The organism is Bradyrhizobium zhengyangense, assembly GCF_022012555.1.
Taxonomy (GTDB): Bacteria; Pseudomonadota; Alphaproteobacteria; order Rhizobiales; family Xanthobacteraceae; genus Bradyrhizobium; species Bradyrhizobium zhengyangense.
The window spans coordinates 210,041-230,739 of record NZ_JAKLTZ010000002.1 but is presented as its reverse complement, the minus strand read 5'-3'; the positions used below and the strand labels follow the sequence as shown (position 1 = coordinate 230,739).

Here is a 20,699-nt window from a genome sequence, read left to right as displayed (position 1 = left end):
CCCCGCTTGCGGGGAGAGGTCGAATTCGATCGGAGATCGAATTCAGGTGAGGGGGTACAGGTCTCTCGACGATCTCGCGTGGAGAGAGAGGCCCCTCACCCCAACCCTCTCCCCGTAAGAACGGGGCGAGGGAGCGCACCTCTCACGCGGCTGCTATCTCAGCCGACATCATGCAGGCGTCTAGTAGCCGGAGTAGGGGCCGGAGGGCAGGCAGGAATCGTCGACGTAGCGGTAGCCGCCGCCATAACCGTAGCCGCCGCCATAGCCGTAGTACGGCTCAGAGCTGTACGCGGGATAGCCGCCGCCATAGTACCCGCCACCATAATAGCCGCTTCCGTAATAGGCGCTCGCAATTCCGGCGCCGACGACGGCGCCTGCGACACCGTAACCGAGGCGACGGTAGCCATAGCCGCGATAGCCCCAGCCACCGCGATAGGCGAGGCCACCACGATAGCCATAGCCACCGCGATATCCCAACCCGACGCCGCGATAGCCGTAACCGCCGCGGTAGCCGTAGCCCCAGCGCACTTCGGTGGTGGCGGGATCGACCATCGATTTGATCGTCGCCACTGAGGTCGGCATCGGGCCGGCCTGAGCACCCGTGGCGAGCAGGGCACCGGTCGCGGCGAGAACGGCAATACGCAGAGAGTTCGAAAACCTCATGACCATCTCCGTGCTGTGCGGCGGCGCTCTGGCGCGGCCATCGACAGCCTATTCAGAGATAGGCGTGCTGTCGTGTGCTTGATTTAGGTCAAATAGATCGAGGCCGGCTCGCGCGGGCCGCCTTACGCCGCACGAAGCCCGGCCAGGAAAATATCTACGCTCTTTATCAGCACCGAAGCGTGCTGGCCAAGCTCGCCCGAGGCGACCATGACATTGCCGGCGAGCGCCCGCGACTGATCGGCGGCCTGGCTCGCACCGGCGACGTTGGCCGAGACCTCGGTCGTGCCTGTGGAGGCCTGCTGCACGCTGCGGGCGATCTCCCGCGTCGCCGAGCCCTGCTCCTCGACGGCGGCGGCGATCGTGGTGGCGATGCCGCTGATCTCGCGGATGGTGCCACTGATGTCCGAGATCGCGGTGACGCAACTGCCGGTCGCGGCCTGGATCGCGTTGACCTGGGCGGCGATCTCGTCGGTCGCCTTCGCGGTCTGGCTCGCCAGCTCCTTCACCTCGGAGGCGACCACGGCAAAGCCGCGGCCGGCCTCGCCGGCGCGGGCCGCTTCGATGGTGGCATTGAGCGCCAGAAGATTGGTCTGGCTCGCGATCTCGCTGATCAGGCGCAAGACGTCGCCGATGCGCTCGGCGGAAGCCGCAAGGCTCGTGACCATCTCGGTGGTCTCGGTGGCCTTGACCACTGCACCGCTCGCGACCTGGCTGGAATGGGTGACCTGGCGGCCGATCTCGGTGACGGACGAGGCGAGCTCCTCGGTCGCAGCCGCGACCGCATTGACGCTGGTGGAAGCTTCTTCCGATGCGCTCGCTGCGGCGGAGGCGCGCTGCGAGGTGCCGTTGACGCTGGATGTGATCTCGCCGGCGACATGCTGCATGCCCTCGGTCGCCTTGGCGACGGCGGCGACCACGCCCTTGACGTCGGCCTCGAAGCGGTCGGCCATCTGCCGTTGCAGCGCCTGCTTCTCGATCGCGGCCCGGGCCTTGTCGGCCTCCTGCGCCTCGCGTAGCGAGCCTGCCTCGAGCATGCTCTGGCGGAACGTTTCGACCGCCTTCGCCATGGTGCCGAGCTCGTCCGGCCGTTCGCTGCCGGGAATGGTGACGCTGGTGTCGCCGCTCGACAGCCGGTTCATGATCGCGGTGATCGCAGTGAGCGGCCGCGACAGGCCGCGTCCGAGCAGGAACGCCAGCACGATGGCGGCGGCTAGGATTGCGACCGTGCCGAGGATCAGATGGCGCTCGGAGGCCGCGAAGGCGGCCTCATACTCGGTCGTGTCCTTGATGATTTCGAGCACGCCGACCGGTTGCCCGGCATAGTTCTTGATCGGCCCGACATAGACCTCGGCCGGATGGCCGTCGAGCTCGGCCTCGCGCAGCAGCGGCGCGCCTGATATCACGGCCTTCAACTCGTCCGGCTTGGCGACGGCGTTCTCGCCAAAGGTCGAGGACAGCTTGTTGAGCGAGCCGCCGTCGACGGAATAGACCGCAAGGTCGATGCCGAAGCGCTTCTTGGCGCGGTCGACGAACTCCTTGCCGAAGGCGGCGCCGATATCGACATTGGCGATGTTCTTGCCGTCGCGCACGATCGGCGTCATGCCGAAGATGCCGAGCGCTTCGCGGCCCGGCTCGACGCCGACGATCTGGCGGCCGGTCTTGAGCGCCTCGACCACGGTGGCGCGGCGCACGGAGACGTCGTCGCCGAAGGTCTTGGGCGCGTGGACGCGATAGAACGAGATCGCCGGTGGAAGCTGAAAGGTGATCAGCGGGATGCCTTGGGCTTTCAGCGCCTTGTTGGCGTCGCCGAGCAGGGCGCCGAGAGCGTCGCGGTCGCCCCGAGCGATGGAGTCGCCCACTGGCGGCAGCGCCGCGATCACGGCGGAGACGGCGAGTGCCGAACGTCCCTCATAGTCGATGGCTGCGATCACGCTCTCGTATTGCAGCTTGAGCTGCTGATCGAGCGCCATTCGCGTCAGCGCCCGCTGCTGGGTAATCGAGAAGCCGGAGAGGATGGCGCAGGCCACTGCAACGGTCAGTGCAATGGCGAGAATCAGGCGGGCCGCAATCGACTTGAGCTTCAGCATCGAGAATTCCCGGGCATTCCAAAAGATTGATTCTTGGTCTTGCCGAGACGGTCCCAGAAATTGCTTAACAACAATGGCGGTGTGCGTCCGTGTTTCGGCGGAGCCGCCAGCACGCTTTTGCATGACTCATCGCCATGAGCGGACGGAAGTTGCGAAAGCGCTCGGCCTGCATGGTTTGAGATGCCCTGGAACGAGACAAGGCGCCGCAGGCTGCTAGCGATTTTCGGCGAGGATCATCTTACCGACATCCTCAAAATGCGTGTCGCGCGCCTGGATCTGCTGGGTGATGGCGTGCATGTCACGAAACCGTCGCTCGAACGGATGGCTGCGGAAGACGGCGGTGGCGCCGGCCATGCGATAGGCGGTGTCGACCACCGCCGCTGATTGCTGGATGGTCCAGGTTGCGGCGAGCCTGACAGCGCTGCGATGCGCCGGGCTGAAGACGCCAGTCGCCGAGAGGTCGCGCCACATCGCATGCGCTGTCCCGTAGAGATAGGCGCGCGCGGCGCGCAAGTCGCCCTCGGTGCGGCCGATCAGGCCCTGGATCGCCTGGTTGTCGCGCATTGCGCTGGCGGCCAATGACTGATGCTTGGCGCGCGCCAGCGCAATCGCTGCATCCAGCGTCGCGCGCGCGACGCCGAGCGAGACCGCGGCAAAGCCGAGGCTGTAGGTCGAGCCGGTCGGCAGCCGGTAGAGCGGGCCCGGCTCCCGCAGGGCGTCCGGCACGTCGCGGAGCGCGGCGAAGCGATCGGGAATGAAGAGGTCTTTCACCTCGTAGGAATTGGTGCCGGTGCCGGCGAGGCCGATCGCCTGCCAGACGTCGTGCATCACGGCGCTCGCCAGCGGAAACAGCAGGGTGCGCAGCTCCGGCGACCCATCTGCAGTTTTCCGAGGCGTGCCGTCGGCATTGACGATGCGGACATGCGCGCCCAGCCAGCTTGCCTGCGGCGAGCCCGAGGCAAAGTCCCACCGCCCAGTGACGCGGTAGCCGCCCTCGACCGCGCGCGCCTCATGCGCCACCGCGCCCCAGGCGAGAATGCCGGGCGCGGTGTTGAAGATCTCGTTCGCGGTGTCGTGGTCGAGCGCGGCTGCGATCATCGCGCAGACGCTGTTTTGGCCGAGGCACCAGGCGGTGGACGCATCGGCCTTCGCGATCTCCTCAAGCATCTCCATGAAGATCTCGGGCGACGCCTCCGATCCGCCCAGGCTCTGCGGCAGCAGCGCGCGGTAGAGCCCGTTCCCGATCAGCGCGCCCACGACGTCAGGCGTCAACCGTCGCGTCCGCTCGATCTCGTTGGCCTCATCGGCAATCAGCGGCGCGATGGCCCGCGCCCGGGCGACGAGATCGACTTCGACAGTTCCATCCATATCAGCGTTTCCTCGCCCATTCTGCTGTGAGCGGTGAAACCCGATGGTGGTCTATCTGGTGGAGAGGATCAAGGTGGCTCGTGTCCTTCGGCCCCGCGCATAGAGATGAACGACCCGATCTGCTGCCTTGCTGATCAGCTTGTCGCGTGATCAGGATTAATGCTACGTTTTGTAGCATATAAAAGCCCAAGAGGCACGTCATGAAGAAGCCGACCCGCGGCAATGCCGTGCCGCCCGAACTGAGGCTCGAGGACGCGCCGATGAGCGATATCATCGAGGCCCTGGCCGGCGGGCGCGTCACCGCGACGGCGCTCACAAAAGCCTATCTCGCGCGCATCGCGGCCTATGACCGTGGCGGACCGGCGCTGAACTCCGTTCGCGCGCTCAATCCGGACGCGCTCGCAATCGCCAGCGCGCTCGACGGCAGCAGGCCGTCCGTCAAACGGCCGCTGGCCGGCGTGCCGATCCTGGTGAAGGACAACATCGCGACATCGGACAAGCAGCCGACCACGGCGGGCTCGCTGGCGCTGGAGGGCGCGCGTGCGAGGCGCGATGCCACCGTCATCAAGCTGCTGCGCAAGGCCGGCGCGGTGATCCTCGGCAAGGCGAATTTGACCGAGTTCGCCAACATCCTCGCGGTCGAGATGCCCTCGGGCTACTCGTCGCTGGGCGGCCAGGTGAAGAATCCTTTCGTGCCTGATCTGGTGGACGAGCGCGGCATTCCGATCGTGGACCCGGGCGGCTCGAGCTCGGGGTCGGCGGTCGCCGTGGCAGCAGGCCTGTGCGCGGCCTCGGTCGGCACCGAGACCTCGGGTTCGCTGCTGCATCCCGCCAGCCGCAACGGCATCGTCACCGTGAAGCCGACCGTCGGGCTGATCAGCCGCGCCGGCATCGTGCCGATCGCGCACAGCCAGGACACCGCCGGGCCGATGACGCGCTCCGTGCGCGATGCAGCGGTCCTCCTGAACGTTCTGGCCGCCAAGGATCCGCTCGACCCGGCGACGGAGCGGCAGCGTAGGCCGGCCGATTACACCGCCGATCTTACGCGCGATGCGATGAAAGGCGCGCGCATCGGCGTGCCGAGCGATCCCGCCGATCCCTTGAACGATTGCTACTACGGCAAGCTGCCGACTGACGGGGCCAAGCTGATGGCCGAAGCCATCGAGGTGATGGAGGATCTCGGCGCCGTCATCGTGCGCGCCAACATGCCGACGCGCGGCTGGCTTGCCGGCCCTGGCACCAACATGGCCGTGCTCAACCGCAATCCGCTGAGTCCCAACAAGGGCAATCCAACCGGTGCGCCGATCGTGTTCCTCTACGAGCTGAAATACGGCCTCAATCTCTATCTCAGGGATTGGGCGACCAAGACAGACATCAAGACCATGGCCGATGTCATCGCCTTCAACGCCGCGAACCCAGAGAAGGCCTTGCGCTTTGGCCAGGATCTGTTTCTCGCCGCCGACCTCACCAAAGGCGACCTGAGCGAGCGCGAGTACAAATCCGCGCGTGCCATGGATTTGCTCGCGGCCAAGAGGCACGGCATGGATGCCTATATGGACCAGCACAAGGTGGACGCCGTCCTGTTTCCCGGTGCGACTGGCGCTGCAATTGCAGCCAAGGCGGGCTATCCCAGCGTCATGGTGCCCGCAGGCCTCGTCGCGGGCGCCGGCGGCAAGGACACGCCCGATTATCCGCTCGGCATCAGTTTTGCGGGCCGTGCCTGGAGCGAGCACAAGCTGTTGCGGCTCGCCTATGCCTATGAGCAGGCGTCGAATGCGCGGAAGCCGCCGCCGGGCCTGCCGGCGCTGTGAACCTCGGCGGCGGGCGCGCGACCAATGGTGATGCCGATCGTCAGAATTCTCCTGGTCCTGCTCGCATTCGCTTCGCCAGCCTTCGCGCAGGATGGCATCCACGAGCTGAATGCCGCGCGCGATGCCGCCAAGACTTTCAAGGTCTATATCGACGGGATCGCGAAAAAGGGCCAGCGGCCCGACCTGACCCGGCCTGATGTCGGCGCCATGCTCGGCCACATCTACGACCTGGAAGCGCTCGCCGCGCTGCCGCCCCCGGAGGCGAGCGACATGAACTGGCTGCCGGATTGGTTCGACGCTGCCAACACAACCCACAAGCTCTTCATCTTCTACGGCGCAAAGCCGGGACCGCAGCCTGATCTGGCCGCGCTTCAGCGCAACATGATCGAGTATGGCGACCAGTACGCGACCGCGATCAGCTTCATGATCCGCGCCATGGCCCGAGAGGCGGTTGCGATGCCGATGTTCTGGAACGAGCTCCCGCCGGAGCATCGCACCCGCATCCGCGAAGAGGGCATTACGGGCGTTCGCAAGAATAGCGCCCTCTTCATCCTGACCACGGTCTGCGCGGCGATCCAGGGCGCCAGCAAGCCCGCCAACGCCCGCCTGGTCGCGGCTTCGCTGCGCGACACGCGCGAGATTTGGGCGGATTTTCTGTTGCCGGAGGACCGGGCCCGTGTGATCGCCGAACTGGCCGATCTTCCGAAATGGGCGCCGGATGAAATCGCCCGCGCCGATCTCGCCAAATTCACAGCTGCGCTTCAGGCGGTGAATTAGGCGCTCACGAAACCGGGCTGCTCTGCCCGAGGCGCGGCTCCGTGCCTGCCAGCAGCCGCTGAATGTTGGCGCGATGGCGAACGATCACGTAGAGGCTGCCGGCGATCACCAGCAGCCGATAGGGCAGCGGGTGGTCGAAACCGCAGACGAGAGCGATGGCGGTGAATGCCGCGAGCATCGAGCTCAAGGAGACGATCCGCGACAGCGCCAGCGCGATGCCGAAGACTGCCGCTGCCCCCAGTCCCACCGGCCACGACATCGCCAGCAAGACTCCGAGACCGGTCGCCGCGGATTTGCCGCCGGTGAAATTCAGCCAGATCGAGCGGCCATGGCCCAGCAACGCGGCGATGCCGGCGAGGCTCACCGCCCATGGCACCCAGGCTTGCAGATCGGCCGCTGTCGGTGCGCTCGGAGACAGCACGCCATACAGCCAGGGACAGAACGTGCGGGCCACGAAGATCGCCGCCACGCCCTTCAGCACATCGACGACGAGCACCGCCAGGGCGGGCCATTTGCCGAGGGTCCGCAGCACATTCGTCGCGCCAGTCGATCTGGAGCCGTGCTCTCTGATGTCGATACCCCCAAGCAGTTTTCCGGCCAGATAGCCGGTGGGTATCGAGCCGAGCAGATAGGCGATCACCAATCCGGCTGCGCTCGCGATCCAGAAAGTCATAGAGATGTGTCCAATGTCCCGTGAGACCAGTCTATCGCGGACTTCGCTTGATCGCCATGGGGTAGGACCTTGGAGCCACCTTCGCGTTGTAGTAGAAAGCGCCGTGGTTGAGGTGGAAGCTCATGCGTCGCCCGCTCAGGATTTTCGGTGTCGTCGTCGGCCTTTTGGCGCTGACGATCGTGGGGTTAGGCGCCTGGATCGTCATCGCCCGCCAGGACATCTTGCAGCTCGTTACCGCTGGTACGGCGAAGACCGTCTGCTCGAATGTCTTCATGGCCGGGCGCGAGGTGGACGCGATCGTGCAAACCGACCTGCTGGCCCTCGGCTATCGGATCTTTCATCTGGTGAAGGTCGACGTCAGCCCCGCTGAACACCGCGTCGATGCCGCCCTTCTCGGGTTCATCGCCAGGCGTCACGCCCAATATGTCGAGGGCCGGGGTTGCACCAACGTCATGGACGACCAGTCCTGGAAGCGCCCTGCGGCACAGCCGCTTCCGCCCAGGGCGAGCGCGGATGCGCTCTGGCCCGCCGGCGAGAAGGTGGAGCTGTCCGAGAACACACGCTTGCAAGCGGCGGTGAACGATCCGGCCCTGCAAGGCCCGGGCATGCGCGCCATCGTCGTCGTGCAGGACGGGCGTATCATCGCCGAAACCTATGGCGAGGGATTTGGCGCGACAACGCCGCTGCACGGCTGGTCGATGACCAAGAGCGTCACCGCGGCTCTGGTCGGCATGGCCATCAAGGATGGAAAACTGTCGCTCGAGCAGAAGCATCTATTTCCGCAATGGGCCGGAGACGGACGCGCGGAGATCTCGATCGCCGATCTGATGGCCATGACCGCCGGGCTGAAATGGAGCGAAGCCGAGGGCCGCGTCACCGATCCCGGGCGCATGGAATTTCTGGTGCGGGATACCGCAGCTTTCGCGCGGGGGCTTCCGCTGGATACGCCGCCGGGAACGCGATTCAACTATTCCGGCGCCCAGACCGTCCTGCTGACGCGGCTCTGGCAGGACGCGGTCGGCGAGGGCGCTCCCTCCTATCCGCGCGAGCGGTTGTTCAATCCGTTGGGCATGACCAGCGCCGTGCTCGAGGCTGACGAAACAGGCACGTTTCGTGGCGAAGGTTTTCTCTTTGCCACCGCGCGCGATTGGGCGCGATACGGCGAATTTTTGCGCTTGGGCGGGGAATGGAACGGCCAGCAGCTTCTTCCCGTGGGCTTCGTCGACTATATGCGGTCACCCTCTCCCGTATCCGACGAGGGCCACGGCCCGGCCTACGGCCGCGGACAGATCTGGCTGGCCAAGGGCCTGGGCTATGATCTCCCCGCCGACACCTTCATGATGGAAGGGCATCTCCGCCAGGTGATCGCCATCATCCCCTCACGCAAGCTGGTGATCCTGCGCATGGGGATGACGCGCGAGGACATCGGCTTCAGCAACGCCAGACTGCTGCGCGCAATCGTGGCCGCGACCCGCTAGCGCGTGCTGACGGACCGTGTTGCATTCAGCGTCTGCCTGAAATGAAGGCTCTTCCCAAGCCTGCAACGCCGCAAAACGGTCACACAGAACGGCATCCTTGCGACGTCGTCGTGGGGAATGATGGGGGCCTGACATGCGGACATGGACCAGCGTCGTTGCAGCCGTGTGTGCCGTGATCTTCAGCCCCGTCAGAGCCGAGCCTGCACCGGCTTGCGGCATTCCGCACGAAATCCACGATGGATGGACGATGACCGTGCCGGAGAAGCAGGGGCTGAACGCGGCGCTGCTGTGCGCGATGGATGAGGGCATTCGCGGCGGCAAGCTCGCCAATGTCGACGACATCGTCGTCATCAGGCACGGCGTGCTCGTCTACGAGAGCTACTATGACTATCCGCATCAGCTCAATTACGACGCGACCACGCGGCACAACGGCTATTCCATGACCAAGAGCGTGGTCTCGCTGCTGGTCGGCATCGCCATGGATCGCGGTTTGATCAAGGATCTGGACGCTCCGATCGCGTCGTATCTTCCCGACTACAAAGGCTTCCGTGAAGCGGACAAGGATCGCGTCACGCTCCGCCATCTTCTAACGATGTCGGCGGGCTTGGGCACTGACCGGGCGCTCGGCGTCAGGTTCGAGTACAACAGCGTCGAGACGGAATTGGTTGGCACGATCCTGAAGAAGGTCACCGGGAAGGGCGTCGACGTGCTGGCGCAGGAGAATATCTTCGCGCCGCTCGGGATCGAGGATGTCGCCTGGTACAAGGATCCCGTCAGCGGCCTTCCAACGTCGTCCCGCGGGCTGAGCCTGCGTCCTCGCGACTGGGCGAAGATCGGCCAGCTTGTTCTCAATCGGGGCGCCTGGGACGGCAGGCAGATTGTTTCGGCGTCCTGGATCGATCAATCGACGGCCGAGCACATCAAGACGGACAAGGCCGCGTTCAGCTATGGCTATCAATGGTGGATAGGGCATTCGTCGGACACGAGCGGCTCCCTGCAATGGGCCGCTGCACTCGGCTTCAATTCCCAGAAGACCATCGTCATCCCCGCGCTCGACATGGTCGTCGTCTTCAACGCCGGGCGGGAATCCAGGAACATGGTCGCGCCCGAGCTCGACCTGCTGGATCGCTACATCCTGCCGGCGACCTCGCGGGATTGATCGGGGTGCGGCGGCGGTCCAATCGGCGGCTTCTTCGCGTGATCGCAGGGCGCGAGCGGATCGGCCAGGCCGCGATCATTTGCGCCGCCATGATTCGACCAAGGCCGCGAGCCGCGCGTCGAGCGTCTCGTCACCGTCTGCCAGGTCGCCTTGGTATTCGAACCAACGGCTGCCCACGTGCGCGCTGTGCGTGCAGAACTTGCCGTTGTCGAGCCGGCACTCGACGAGCCGCGTGAGCTCTCCGTTCGAATTCATGCGTACGAAGTAATGCTGGATTTGCCCAGGCCCGTCGGCTTGCACCCTGTAGCTCTGGTCGAAGGATTGATACCCGTCGTAGTCCGAGCCGGGTCTCATTTGAGACCGGTGCTCGCGCCATGCTTTCAGGCCGAGATCAGCGTCGACTGGCTCCTTGGAGAGAACACGGAGCTGTTGAAAGAGGCTGCAGTCAGGGTCGGTACGCCCATGAAGGTTGGAGAAGCAGAGATAGGCAATGAAGCCATCTTCGCTTGATACTTCGAGCGGAGAGCCCCCAAAGCCAACATCGACATACTTCCAAGGCACCAGGAAGGTCTCCGCGCCGACATGCCGCTCGTAGTAGTCGGGTCCGGGTTTGACAAAGGAGCGAGCGACCTGGTTGCCGGCGATGATCGTGGGCCAAGTCACGATTACCAGCAGGGATGCAGTGGCTCGGAATTTCAAGGCAAGTACAATCGATGAAGTCACGGCAGCAAGGGCGCCGACAGCAAGAGTGACGTATGACGCTCTGATATCGTACGCGTCCAATGTCGCCTGCGGGTGTGCCGGGAAGTAAAACTTGTTGAAACCGGCCAACGCGGCGATGCCGAGGTATACCGGGACCGACACCACAAAGAAGATCCAGCCGATGACGACGAACGTCTTGGCGCGCCTCCAAAGAATTCCCACGACCTTGCCGGCATCCAAAAGTTGCAGATAGATTTCGCGCAATCCTAGCCGAGACTGCCGGCGAATAGCCAGTCGTGCCCCAGAGCCTTGGCAAAAGGCGGTTACTACGCCATTGAAACCCTCCGGGATTTGAACCTGCCCGGCCTCCAGACGCACCAAACCGCTGAAGTCCCTGACATCTGCGGCGAAGGAGCGCGCGATGAAAGCCCTGAAAGCATCGATTTGTGTTGCCGTTGCCGCGCTCGCGCTGAGCTTGTCGCTGGGCACGCCGTCTTATGCGGACGAGGATGAGGCGGGCACGCTCACCCGGCAGATGAAAGAGCTCTATCAGGCCGGCAAGTATAGCCAAGCGCTGCCGCTCGCCCAGAAGGCCTTGGCTCTTCGCGAAAAGGAGTTCGGCACCGATGATGCCATGGTCGCGATGCCGCTGAACGATCTGGGCACCATCCACTACAATCTGGGCCAATACCCTGTTGCCGAGCTGCTGTACAAGCGTTCACTGGCCATCAGGGAGAGGACGCTCGGTCCGAATTCCACGGAAGTCGCAACCGTCTTGAACAATCTGGGCGAGCTCTATCGGGCGGAAGAGCACTACACGGAAGCCGAGCCGCTGCTCAAGCGGTCGATCGCCATTCGCCAGAAAACGCTCGGTCCCAACGATCCCTCGATCGTGATGGCGATGAGCAACCTTGCTGCGGTCTACAGCAGTCAGGGCCGCTACGACCAATCCGAGCCGCTGTTCAAGCGTGGGCTTGCCATTCTCCAGAAGGCGAACGGCCCCGACGATCCCGAGGCCACTGTCTTGATGAGCAATCTCGCCGACGCCTACATCCACCGGCGTCGCTACGCCGATGCCGAGCGGCTGCTGAAGCGCGCGATAGCGGTGACCGAGAAGGCGTATGGGCCCGACCATCCCGACATCGCGCAGGCGCAGAACAATCTGGCGACGCTCTATGCGCGGCAGGGGCGTAACGCCGATGCGGAGCGATTCTACAAGCAGTCGGTGGCGACCTTCGAGAAGACCCTCGGTCCCGACCATCCCGATCTTGCCGACATTCTCAACAACCTGGCCGCGTTCTACAAGGATCAGGGTCGCTACGCCGATGCCCAGCAACTGTTCAAGCGGTCGGCCGCTATTCGCGGGAAGACCGGGCCGATCTGAACGGGCCTGTCGAGACGTCCCTGTCTGAGGATTATCGCGGATCGCGTTGAGAGGTTGCCAGAGGTTGCCATGACGACGCCTGCAAGACTGCTCGGACTTGTCGTTGCCCTGTCGTGGCTCGGATTGTCTACCGCAACGGCGGCCGGCGGCCCGTCGAAGGACGTCATGGGCGGCGCATGGACGCTCGAGATGGACCGCTACGATCGGCCATGGCTCACCTTCAACGATACGAACCACAAGACCGTGTTTCGCTTCGGCTGCGGGACGCATTACGAGCTCGATGCGGTCTATCCGGGCGAAGCGCCGAAGCAGGACCACACCGAAGCCACGATCACGATCGGCAACGGCAAGACGCAAATGGATTTTGCCGGCTTCACCTACGCCGCCCCCGAAAACTTCCCGCCGAATACCTCGTGGTTCAACCAGGCCGATCTCGGCCATCCCGAGCTCACCGATGACAAAAGGGGTGCGCTGGAAGATCAATTCCTGGATCTTCTGGCCTCCGGCCAACCCCTGACGGTCTCGGCCGAGGGCAAGAGCTACGTTCTGCCGCCGACCAAGGCGTCGCGCTGGCGCGCACGCTTCCAGAAGGTCTGCTGACGTGCCGGCCGCAAGCAGGCCGGTCTTCCCGACGGCACATTTTCGTATTTTTTATCACGACCGTGTCGGCATGGTCGGGTCTCCACCGTCCTTGGGTGGACACGTCGCGGCAGTGCTGTAAACGAATCCCGCGCATGGGCCGCGATGTCGTCACCTCGAGCCGTCAAATATCGAACTGGAGCAATACCCCCATGAGAATCTCCGTCGAAACCAGCGTCGCCGCCCCGATCGATCAGGTCTGGCGTGCCTACACGACGCCTGCCGACATCGTGAAGTGGAACGCCGCATCGGACGACTGGCATACGACCAAGGCGACGGTCGATTTGCGCGAAGGCGGCCTGTTCTCGTCCCGCATGGAAGCCAAGGACGGCAGCATGGGTTTTGACTTCGCGGGCACCTACACGAAGATCCTCGAGCACAGGCGGATCGAATATGCCTTCGGCGATCGCAAGGCCGAAGTCGATTTCGTGCCGGGCCCCAAGGGCGTTGTCGTCCGCGTTGCCTTCGATGGCGAAACCACCCACTCGGTCGAGCAGCAGCAAGCCGGCTGGCAGGCGATTCTTGACAGCTTTGCGCGATACGTCGAAGCAAAGCAGAAGGCGTCGTAAGGGCCAAGACAACAAATAAGATAACAAATAAGTCAGAAAAGAAGACACGAAAGAGGCTGCCGAGCACGGCTCAGCAGCCTCTTTTTTCCGTCAGATCGCGCATGCGGACGTTCCTAAACCGATAGTGATCCCCGGTGATAGGTGAGGAACGATGTCGTGCGCCGCAGGATTGATGCTTGCCCTTTTAGGGAACAATTCGTAAGCCATGTGCAGCCGACCGGCGACCTCGTCAGGCTCCAGCATCTGGCGGCGCGGTTCGGCTGACGTGATGGAGGATCTCATGCGAATCGCCATTCTGGTTGTCGTCATGGTGGTGGGGCTTTCTTCCGCAGCGCGCGCTGACCGTGACTATCCCTGGTGCGTCATGGGCGGAGAGCTCGGCTATTCCGGCGACTGCATGTATGAGACGCGAGAGCAGTGCCTGGCCTCGGCATCCGGACGATGGAACCTCTATTGCGACATCAACCCGCGTGTGAGGTTCAAACAACAACAGCAGCAGGTCCAGCCTCCGCGCCGGACGCAGAGATCACAGTAAGTCCGGCAAGCGGTAGTCCGCCGCTGCAAGCCGGATTCGAAAATCCCTGGAGTGACATGATGCGCGTGCTTCTCTTCATCCTCATGGCCTGGATCGCAGTGTCTGCGACCACTCCAGCCTCGGCCCAGCGGTTCAGCGGCAATTATCCGGTGTGCCTTCAGACATGGGAGTGGGGCGGCGGCACCTACATCTCATGCCAGTATAGTTCGTGGGAGGAGTGCAAGGCGGCCGCTGCAGGCCTTTCCGCCATGTGCTTGACGAACCCTTACGTGCAGCAGCGGCCGTCTCAGCCGGTCGGCGGTCCGCGTCCCCGATAGGTGCGGTTGCGGCGGCCGCGGCCGGCGGCATGCGCTTCAGTCCAATCAGCACCCGCGGCAAATGCCGCTGGTCTTGCGATCGATGATCGCATCCTCCTGATCGAGGAAATCCAGCGGTCCCATGCTCGTTGCGGGAACGTCTGATATGTGCGGCTGGCGGTGCCCGACCGGTGCCGTCCACGGTCTGGTGGTCGTTTCCTTGCCGATTGCCGATGGGTGGAAGGATTGCGCCGACACGGCGCCCATCGTCGATACCAGCGCGAGCGCAACCAGCAGCTTCGAGGTGATCATGAACGCCTCCAAATGCCATCCCGCGCGCGATGCGCGGTTCTGACATCAGGATTTGCGTCGAGCATCTGCTATTCCGCCGATAGCGGAGGCGTGATGTCGCAGTCGCGAAGGCCTTGCGGAATGAGGTTTGTCAGGCCGGCGCTTTGCGGCCGATCAGGCCGAACGCGATCATCGCGAGGCTGATGCCGCCGACGACGCCGGAGACTTCGCCGACAGTCCGCATCAAGGCGACGGGATCATTGGACCACAGCGTCATGTCGCGCATCGACAGGAAGAACAGCACGGCCAGCACCAGCAGCACCGTGCCCACCGCGATCAAGCGCCAGTTCCGTCGTCGCATGCGAAATCCTCCCCGTATCGCCCGCGGACGGGCAGGTCGTTCCTCTGCTGGGGATAGTGTCGTCGTATCAGGATCGGGTTCGATCGGAGCGGCGGTCTTTCCAGCAGATACCGGCCCATCAGTTGTTGTGATGACCGGTGTCCGCGTTTTCGTCTACGATCCGGATCGTTCATATTGAAAGGCTCGAGAATGCAAACCATTGGCTTGATCGGAGGCATGAGCTGGGAGAGCACCGCGCTCTACTACAAGCTCATCAACGAGCGCGTCCGTGATCGCATGGGCAAGCTGCATTCGGCTCCGCTGCTGATGTATTCCTACGACTTCCAGGGCATCAAGGAGATGCAATATGCCGGCCGCTGGACGGAGGCCGCGGCAAGCCTGGCGGAGGTAGCCAAGCTGCTCGAAAGCGCCGGCGCCCGCGCGATCGTTCTGTGCACGAACACGATGCACAAGCTGGCGCCCGACATCATCGCGAAAATGACCATTCCGTTCATTCACATCGGCGACGCAACGGCGCGGCGCATTCGGGCCAAGGGATATCGTCGGGTCGGGCTGCTCGGCACGATCTTCACGATGGAGGAGGATTTCTACATCGACCGGCTGCGCGCGCATGATCTCGATGTCCTCATTCCGTCCGCCGGCGAGCGCGCCGACGTGAACCGCATCATCTACGATGAGCTATGCCTCGGAATCGTCGCCGACGCCTCGCGCCGCCGCTATCAGGAGGTGATGGCCGCGCTGGTCGCGCGAGGCGCCGACTGCATCATCCTCGGCTGCACCGAGATCACGATGCTGGTGGGGGCCGCCGATACGTCGGTCGAGACGTTCGACACCACGGCGATTCACGCCGAGACTGCGGCGGATTTCGCGATCGGGTCTTGATGAGGATTTTGCGTTGACGCGTAGAATGGGTCGAGCAAATTGTCCGCTGTAGCTCGCAGAGCGAAGGTGGAAGCGAAATCCACCTTCATTCGGTGTCCGACGAAAGCTCCAAGAATGATGCTCGTAACCAAGAATAGCGGTGCAGCCGATGCGCTGACGGGATCGACCCTTTGCACGCAGCTATTCCTGCGGTGTCTGTTGTTGAGGACCTCGATGCATTCGCCGGCGGCATGATGAATGACGGTCGCGGTCAGTTCCTCCCGCCGGCGCTCACTACGGTGTACACACGACGGTTGCGCCGCCCATTATTAGTCCTGCTTCTATGCCTCTCGTGAAGGCATGCCAGGCTTCCGTCTGATTGTTCCGATATCCGCCACTCACGGCATCCAAGTCCTCAGCCATCAATTCCCGCGGCGTGATTTCGCTCGCATCGCTGATTTCGTTGTTGCGCCTAGCCATCTCCGTCTCCTCCGTTGGTGGGGCCGCCTAACGACCCTCGTTATGATAAATGTGTCCAACAACCGATGCCGCCTTGTTCCGCAAAGCCTTTCGCCATCCCGAGTTGGAACCAGGCCCATGCTTCGGTCTGATTGTTCTTAAGCCCACTGCTGACGCTATCCAGCTCTTCGGCCGTGAGCTCGAACTCATTGATTTCAGTCTGGTCTCTTTCCATGTCCGCTGCCTGCTGGGCTTGGAGGGACCATTCCCTCCCAATCTGTAAGTGCAGGATTACGCGATCCGGTCCCTGATCGCCGTGATCCTCATCACACTTTAAATGGGACCACGGCGCATCCATTTGGACGTGTGTGCTGGGTTCTCTCGGCGCGGTCTAGGCGGGCCTTAGTGTTCCGGCTTAATGTTCAGACATGTCGCTCACCAGTCCGATCAAGCCCGTATGACCCGATGTGGCAGCAACAATACGCGGCAGAAGAGGCGCGTTGGCGCCGAGATCGGATGCTTGCGGTCTCTGGAACGCTTGCTGTGAGGCCCGTCAAACGTCTGACATCGGAAGCATCTCGAGCTTGGCAGACGATCTTTCCAGCATCCAGGCTTGAGCCGTTCGTCGCGGATCAATCCGATATCGCTGGAAGTCCGCGTCGGATGCGAAGCTGACGATGTGGATTTCGATCGTGCCGTCGGAGTTGCGAAGCCGTCGCTCCAGACGCCCGTTGAACTCGGGCAAGAGCGGGAGCACGGCATCCTCGTAGGCTGTGAAGTCCGCAACGCCCGCTGCGGGTATTCGGGCGATGAGCGCAAACGTGACGGGGATGGCTTGATAGGACATCGTCGCTTGCCGGCTGCACCACTGCCATGATGCCACCATATCCCTGTTTTGCCCGACGGAGCAAGTCAAATTCGTGAAAATCGAAAAAGCGCAGCGCCGCCGACGCGTCGGCTACTGTGCATGGGGTTGTTTTCGAGATTTGCGTCGTTCGGCTCCGAGAATTTCGGACCGGAGCCTGGACGGCCTCAGCTGTCGACCTTCAGCGCGGCAATGAAGGCTTCCTGCGGGATGTCGACCTTGCCGAACTGCCGCATCTTCTTCTTGCCTTCCTTCTGCTTCTCCAGAAGCTTGCGCTTGCGCGTGATGTCGCCGCCGTAGCACTTCGCGGTGACGTCCTTGCGCAGCGCGCGCACCGTCTCGCGCGCGATCACCTTGCCGCCGATCGCCGCCTGGATCGGGATCTGGAACATGTGCGGCGGGATCAGCTCCTTCATCTTCTCGACCATGGCGCGGCCGCGCCCTTCCGCGCGGGTGCGGTGGACCAGCATGGAGAGCGCATCGACCGGCTCGGCATTGACCAGGATCTGCATCTTGACGAGATCGGCCGGCTTGTAATCGGTCAGATGATAGTCGAACGAGGCGTAGCCCTTGGAGACCGACTTGAGGCGGTCGTAGAAGTCGAACACGACCTCGTTGAGCGGCAAATCGTATTTCACCATCGCGCGGGCGCCGACGTAAGTCAGCTCCTTCTGCGAGCCGCGGCGGTCCTGGCACAGCTTCAGCACGCTGCCGAGATATTCGTCGGGGGTGAGGATCGTCGCCTCGATCCAGGGCTCCTGGATCTCCTCGATCTTCACGACGTCAGGCATGTCGACGGGATTGTGGATCTCGAGCTCGGTGCCGTCGGTGAGCTTCATCTTGTAGATGACGCTCGGCGCGGTCGCGATCAGATTGAGGTCGAACTCGCGCGACAGCCGCTCCTGGATGATTTCGAGGTGGAGCAGGCCGAGAAAGCCGCAGCGGAAGCCGAAGCCGAGCGCGGCCGAGGTCTCCATCTCGAAGGAGAAGCTGGCGTCGTTCAGCCTTAGCTTGCCCATCGCGGCGCGCAGCGTCTCGAAGTCGTCGGCGTCGACAGGGAACAGGCCGCAGAACACCACGGGGATCGCCGGCTTGAAGCCCGGCAGCATCTCGGTAACCGGCTTGCGGTCGTCGGTGATGGTGTCGCCGACGCGGGTGTCGGCGACTTCCTTGATCGCGGCGGTGATGAAGCCGATCTCGCCGGGGCCGAGCTCGTCGACCTGCTGCATCTTCGGCGTGAAGAAGCCGACGCGCTCGACGTCGTAGGCCGCGCCGGTGCCCATCATGCGCACGCGGCTACCCTTCTTCATGACGCCGTCGACGACGCGGATCAGAACCACGACGCCGAGATAGACGTCGTACCAGCTGTCGACCAGCAGCGCCTTCAGCGTGGCGTCACGATCGCCCTTCGGCGGCGGCAGGCGGGTGACGATGGCTTCCAGCACATCAGGGATGCCGAGGCCGGTCTTGGCCGAGATCATCACCGCGTCCGACGCATCGATGCCGATGACGTCCTCGATCTGCTGCTTGACCTTCTCGGGTTCGGCCGCGGGAAGGTCGACCTTGTTCAGGACCGGAACGATCTCGTGATTGTTGTCGAGCGCCTGGTAGACGTTGGCGAGCGTCTGCGCCTCGACGCCCTGGCTGGCGTCGACCACCAGCAGGGAACCTTCGCACGCCGCCAGCGACCGCGAGACCTCGTAGGCGAAGTCGACATGGCCGGGCGTGTCCATCAGGTTGAACACGTAATCCTTGCCGTCCTTGGCGTGGTACTGCAGGCGCACCGTCTGCGCCTTGATGGTGATGCCGCGCTCGCGCTCGATGTCCATGGAATCGAGCACCTGCTCCTTGCCCGCCATTTCGCGGTCGGTGAGGCCGCCGGTCATCTGGATCAGGCGGTCGGCCAGCGTCGATTTGCCATGGTCGATATGGGCGACGATGGAGAAATTGCGGATGTTGGAAATGGGGACGGTCGTCATGGGCGCGGGATACCACTCACATCCCCGTGCGGCAACCATATTGCTGTATTTTCAGGGCCTTTCTTCACGCCAAGCTGATTCCACGGCGGCCCAAAACGCGCTACGCAACGGCCATGTCAACGACCTCGATCCCCTCTGCCCGAACGCGCGTAAAATCCCGGGTCAGCTTTGACCGTTTCCGGGCCTGGCTGGTCGCCTACGCGACCGACCCCTCGGCCCGGCTCTGGCTGGTGATCCAGCTCGCCATCCTGCACGCGGTGATCTGGACCTTCATCCTGATCAATCTCAAGGCAGCGCAGGACGTTCACATGGACGTCGCAGAAGCCTGGGGCTGGGGCCAGAAATTCCTGTGGGGTTATGGCAAGCACCCGCCGCTGTCAGGCTGGATTGCCGGGCTCTGGTTCAAGGTCTTTCCCGCGACGGACTGGGCGACCTATGCGCTGGCGATGGCGACCGTCAGTGTCGGCATGGTGATCTGCTGGCTGGTGGCAATGCGTGTGGTCGATCCACGCCGCGCGTTTCTGGTCGTGGTGATGGTCGCGCTCTATCCGATCTTCAATTTCAAGGGTTTCAAGTACAACCCCGATCTGCTTCAGCTCGTCACCCTCCCGCTCGTCGTGCTCGCTTATCTCGACGCGTTCGAGAAACGGAGCTGGCTATCAGGCATCTGGCTGGGGCTCGCCGGTGCGTTGGCGCTGATGACCAAATACTGGGTGCTGACCATGTTCGGCGCCATCGGCCTCGCCGCGCTGATCCATCCGGAGCGGATGAGGTTCCTGCTGTCGCCGGCACCCTGGGTCGCAATCGCGACGATGGCCGTTGCAATGATTCCGCACATCATCTGGCTGGCGGATTCGCATTTCGTGCCGTTGGCCTATGCCGGCGATACTTATAGCGTCGACGACGCCGGTCTCGTGCATCAGCTCGTGCTCGGTTACGTCCTGCACAATGCCGGACTGCTGGCTCTCCCCGTCGCGCTCGCAGCACTCGCGATGGCGCTGGTGCCGCCGTGGCGGACCCTGCTGTTGCGCGCGCCCTCGCGCATCGTCACGCGGGCCTGGGCGCGCGGCGTCAATCCCGGCGTCAATGTTTCGCAGGCGCTGAACGTCTGGATCATCCAGACCATCGTTGCAGCCGGACCGCCGCTCGGCGCGCTCGCCTTCAGCATCTATTTGAAGACCGACTGGGGCATTTCGCTGTTCTTCCTGGTGCCGCTCGCGCTGGTCGCGATTCCGGCGCTGCGGGTGCAGAGCGCGGTGCTGTTCAACATCGTAGCGATCTGGCTCGTGCTCAGCGTCGCGACGCTTGTCGCCTCGCCCTGGATCGCCGCGCGCGAGATGGCGGCGAACAGGGACAACACGGCGACCTACGGCGCGCGCTCCGAGCTCGCGCGCGAGCTGACGCAAGCCTGGCACTCCCGCTTCGCCTCGCGCTGGGCGATCGTCACCGGCACGATGGACTCGATCCAGCCGATGGTGTTCTACAGCCCCGACCATCCGGTTGCGTTCATCCCGAACGAGGCCTGGAGCTCCGGACTGACGACACTCGATGAGGTCAAGAAGGACGGCTTCATCGGCGTGTTCGATCCGACTGACGGCCGTCTGCCGGCGTTCGAGAAATGGGTGTCGGAGATCGCGCCCAACGCTGAGCGCATAGTGATGACCACGCGCCGCTTCACCCACGGCAAGGCCGGGCCGGCGATGACCTGGAATATCTACATCGCGCCGCCGGCCAAGTGAGGC

The 20,699-nt window shown here is 63.6% G+C and carries 22 protein-coding genes; 11 read left to right on the top strand and 11 right to left on the bottom strand.

The features are described 5' to 3' along the window. Positions 1 to 180 precede the first annotated feature (180 nt). From L6639_RS06350 to L6639_RS06340, 3 genes are all read right to left on the bottom strand, one after another. Entirely contained in the window at positions 181 to 663 is a 483-nt protein-coding gene (locus L6639_RS06350; RefSeq protein ID WP_237859891.1) for a hypothetical protein, read from the bottom strand. Positions 664 to 785: 122 nt separating this feature from the next. Beyond that, entirely contained in the window at positions 786 to 2,750 is a 1,965-nt protein-coding gene (locus L6639_RS06345; protein ID WP_237859889.1) for a methyl-accepting chemotaxis protein, read from the bottom strand. A gap of 213 nt (positions 2,751 to 2,963) precedes the next feature. Beyond that, positions 2,964 to 4,118 (bottom strand): acyl-CoA dehydrogenase family protein, encoded by a 1,155-nt coding sequence (locus tag L6639_RS06340; protein ID WP_237859888.1) that lies wholly within the window; start codon positions 4,116 to 4,118, stop codon positions 2,964 to 2,966. A 200-nt stretch (positions 4,119 to 4,318) separates the two neighbouring features. Between L6639_RS06340 and L6639_RS06335 the strand changes: the two genes are divergently transcribed. Both L6639_RS06335 and L6639_RS06330 read left to right on the top strand, forming a co-directional pair. Beyond that, positions 4,319 to 5,929, top strand: coding sequence for an amidase family protein (locus L6639_RS06335; protein WP_237859886.1), 1,611 nt, complete (start codon positions 4,319 to 4,321; stop codon positions 5,927 to 5,929). Positions 5,930 to 5,959: 30 nt separating this feature from the next. Beyond that, positions 5,960 to 6,706 (top strand): hypothetical protein, encoded by a 747-nt coding sequence (locus L6639_RS06330; protein WP_237859884.1) that lies wholly within the window; start codon positions 5,960 to 5,962, stop codon positions 6,704 to 6,706. Between the two features lie 4 nt (positions 6,707 to 6,710). Here L6639_RS06330 and plsY read toward each other — a convergent pair whose 3' ends face one another. Then, entirely contained in the window at positions 6,711 to 7,379 is a 669-nt protein-coding gene (plsY, locus tag L6639_RS06325) for a glycerol-3-phosphate 1-O-acyltransferase PlsY (protein WP_237859880.1), read from the bottom strand. Between the two features lie 122 nt (positions 7,380 to 7,501). Here plsY and L6639_RS06320 point away from each other — a divergent pair, with 122 nt between their 5' ends. After that, the gene (locus L6639_RS06320; RefSeq protein WP_237859877.1) at positions 7,502 to 8,857 is read left to right on the top strand and encodes a serine hydrolase domain-containing protein; all 1,356 of its coding nucleotides are present in this window, start codon (positions 7,502 to 7,504) and stop codon (positions 8,855 to 8,857) included. 133 nt (positions 8,858 to 8,990) lie between these two features. Next, the gene (locus L6639_RS06315; protein ID WP_237859875.1) at positions 8,991 to 10,016 is read left to right on the top strand and encodes a serine hydrolase domain-containing protein; all 1,026 of its coding nucleotides are present in this window, start codon (positions 8,991 to 8,993) and stop codon (positions 10,014 to 10,016) included. A 75-nt stretch (positions 10,017 to 10,091) separates the two neighbouring features. On the opposite strand, the gene L6639_RS06310 is transcribed toward L6639_RS06315, so the two are convergent. Beyond that, entirely contained in the window at positions 10,092 to 11,207 is a 1,116-nt protein-coding gene (locus L6639_RS06310) for a hypothetical protein (RefSeq protein WP_237859873.1), read from the bottom strand. Here L6639_RS06310 and L6639_RS06305 point away from each other — a divergent pair. The 5 genes from L6639_RS06305 to L6639_RS43240 all read left to right on the top strand — a co-directional run bounded on the left by L6639_RS06305 (position 11,140) and on the right by L6639_RS43240 (position 14,162). Then, entirely contained in the window at positions 11,140 to 12,102 is a 963-nt protein-coding gene (locus L6639_RS06305; RefSeq protein ID WP_237859871.1) for a tetratricopeptide repeat protein, read from the top strand. The genes L6639_RS06310 and L6639_RS06305 overlap by 68 nt on opposite strands. Positions 12,103 to 12,171: 69 nt before the next feature. Then, positions 12,172 to 12,702 (top strand): hypothetical protein, encoded by a 531-nt coding sequence (locus L6639_RS06300; protein ID WP_237859869.1) that lies wholly within the window; start codon positions 12,172 to 12,174, stop codon positions 12,700 to 12,702. 191 nt (positions 12,703 to 12,893) lie between these two features. Then, the gene (locus tag L6639_RS06295; RefSeq protein WP_237859867.1) at positions 12,894 to 13,310 is read left to right on the top strand and encodes an SRPBCC family protein; all 417 of its coding nucleotides are present in this window, start codon (positions 12,894 to 12,896) and stop codon (positions 13,308 to 13,310) included. Between the two features lie 280 nt (positions 13,311 to 13,590). After that, positions 13,591 to 13,845, top strand: a complete 255-nt coding sequence (locus L6639_RS06290; RefSeq protein ID WP_237859866.1) for a DUF3551 domain-containing protein — start codon at positions 13,591 to 13,593, stop codon at positions 13,843 to 13,845. Next, a complete protein-coding gene (locus tag L6639_RS43240; protein ID WP_338076525.1) occupies positions 13,752 to 14,162 on the top strand; it encodes a DUF3551 domain-containing protein in 411 nt (136 codons plus the stop codon). Before L6639_RS06290 ends, L6639_RS43240 begins: the two co-directional genes overlap by 94 nt. 45 nt (positions 14,163 to 14,207) lie before the next feature. Here L6639_RS43240 and L6639_RS06280 read toward each other — a convergent pair whose 3' ends face one another. Both L6639_RS06280 and L6639_RS06275 read right to left on the bottom strand, forming a co-directional pair. After that, positions 14,208 to 14,453, bottom strand: coding sequence for a hypothetical protein (locus tag L6639_RS06280; RefSeq protein ID WP_237859864.1), 246 nt, complete (start codon positions 14,451 to 14,453; stop codon positions 14,208 to 14,210). A gap of 130 nt (positions 14,454 to 14,583) precedes the next feature. Beyond that, complete coding sequence (locus L6639_RS06275) at positions 14,584 to 14,793, bottom strand: hypothetical protein (RefSeq protein ID WP_237859862.1); 210 nt, start codon at positions 14,791 to 14,793, stop codon at positions 14,584 to 14,586. A gap of 189 nt (positions 14,794 to 14,982) precedes the next feature. Between L6639_RS06275 and L6639_RS06270 the strand changes: the two genes are divergently transcribed. Next, the gene (locus tag L6639_RS06270) at positions 14,983 to 15,675 is read left to right on the top strand and encodes an aspartate/glutamate racemase family protein (RefSeq protein ID WP_237859859.1); all 693 of its coding nucleotides are present in this window, start codon (positions 14,983 to 14,985) and stop codon (positions 15,673 to 15,675) included. Positions 15,676 to 15,948: 273 nt separating this feature from the next. Here L6639_RS06270 and L6639_RS06265 read toward each other — a convergent pair whose 3' ends face one another. From L6639_RS06265 to lepA, 4 genes are all read right to left on the bottom strand, one after another. Then, positions 15,949 to 16,134: a hypothetical protein gene (locus L6639_RS06265; RefSeq protein ID WP_237859856.1), complete on the bottom strand. Its 186-nt coding sequence runs from the start codon at positions 16,132 to 16,134 to the stop codon at positions 15,949 to 15,951. A gap of 40 nt (positions 16,135 to 16,174) precedes the next feature. Continuing rightward, entirely contained in the window at positions 16,175 to 16,348 is a 174-nt protein-coding gene (locus L6639_RS06260; protein WP_237859855.1) for a hypothetical protein, read from the bottom strand. 318 nt (positions 16,349 to 16,666) lie between these two features. Beyond that, positions 16,667 to 16,960, bottom strand: a complete 294-nt coding sequence (locus L6639_RS06255) for a hypothetical protein (protein WP_237859853.1) — start codon at positions 16,958 to 16,960, stop codon at positions 16,667 to 16,669. 185 nt (positions 16,961 to 17,145) lie between these two features. Further along, entirely contained in the window at positions 17,146 to 18,957 is a 1,812-nt protein-coding gene (gene lepA, locus L6639_RS06250) for a translation elongation factor 4 (RefSeq protein ID WP_237859851.1), read from the bottom strand. Between the two features lie 113 nt (positions 18,958 to 19,070). Between lepA and L6639_RS06245 the strand changes: the two genes are divergently transcribed. Beyond that, a complete protein-coding gene (locus L6639_RS06245; protein WP_237859849.1) occupies positions 19,071 to 20,696 on the top strand; it encodes a glycosyltransferase family 39 protein in 1,626 nt (541 codons plus the stop codon). Positions 20,697 to 20,699 lie beyond the last annotated feature (3 nt).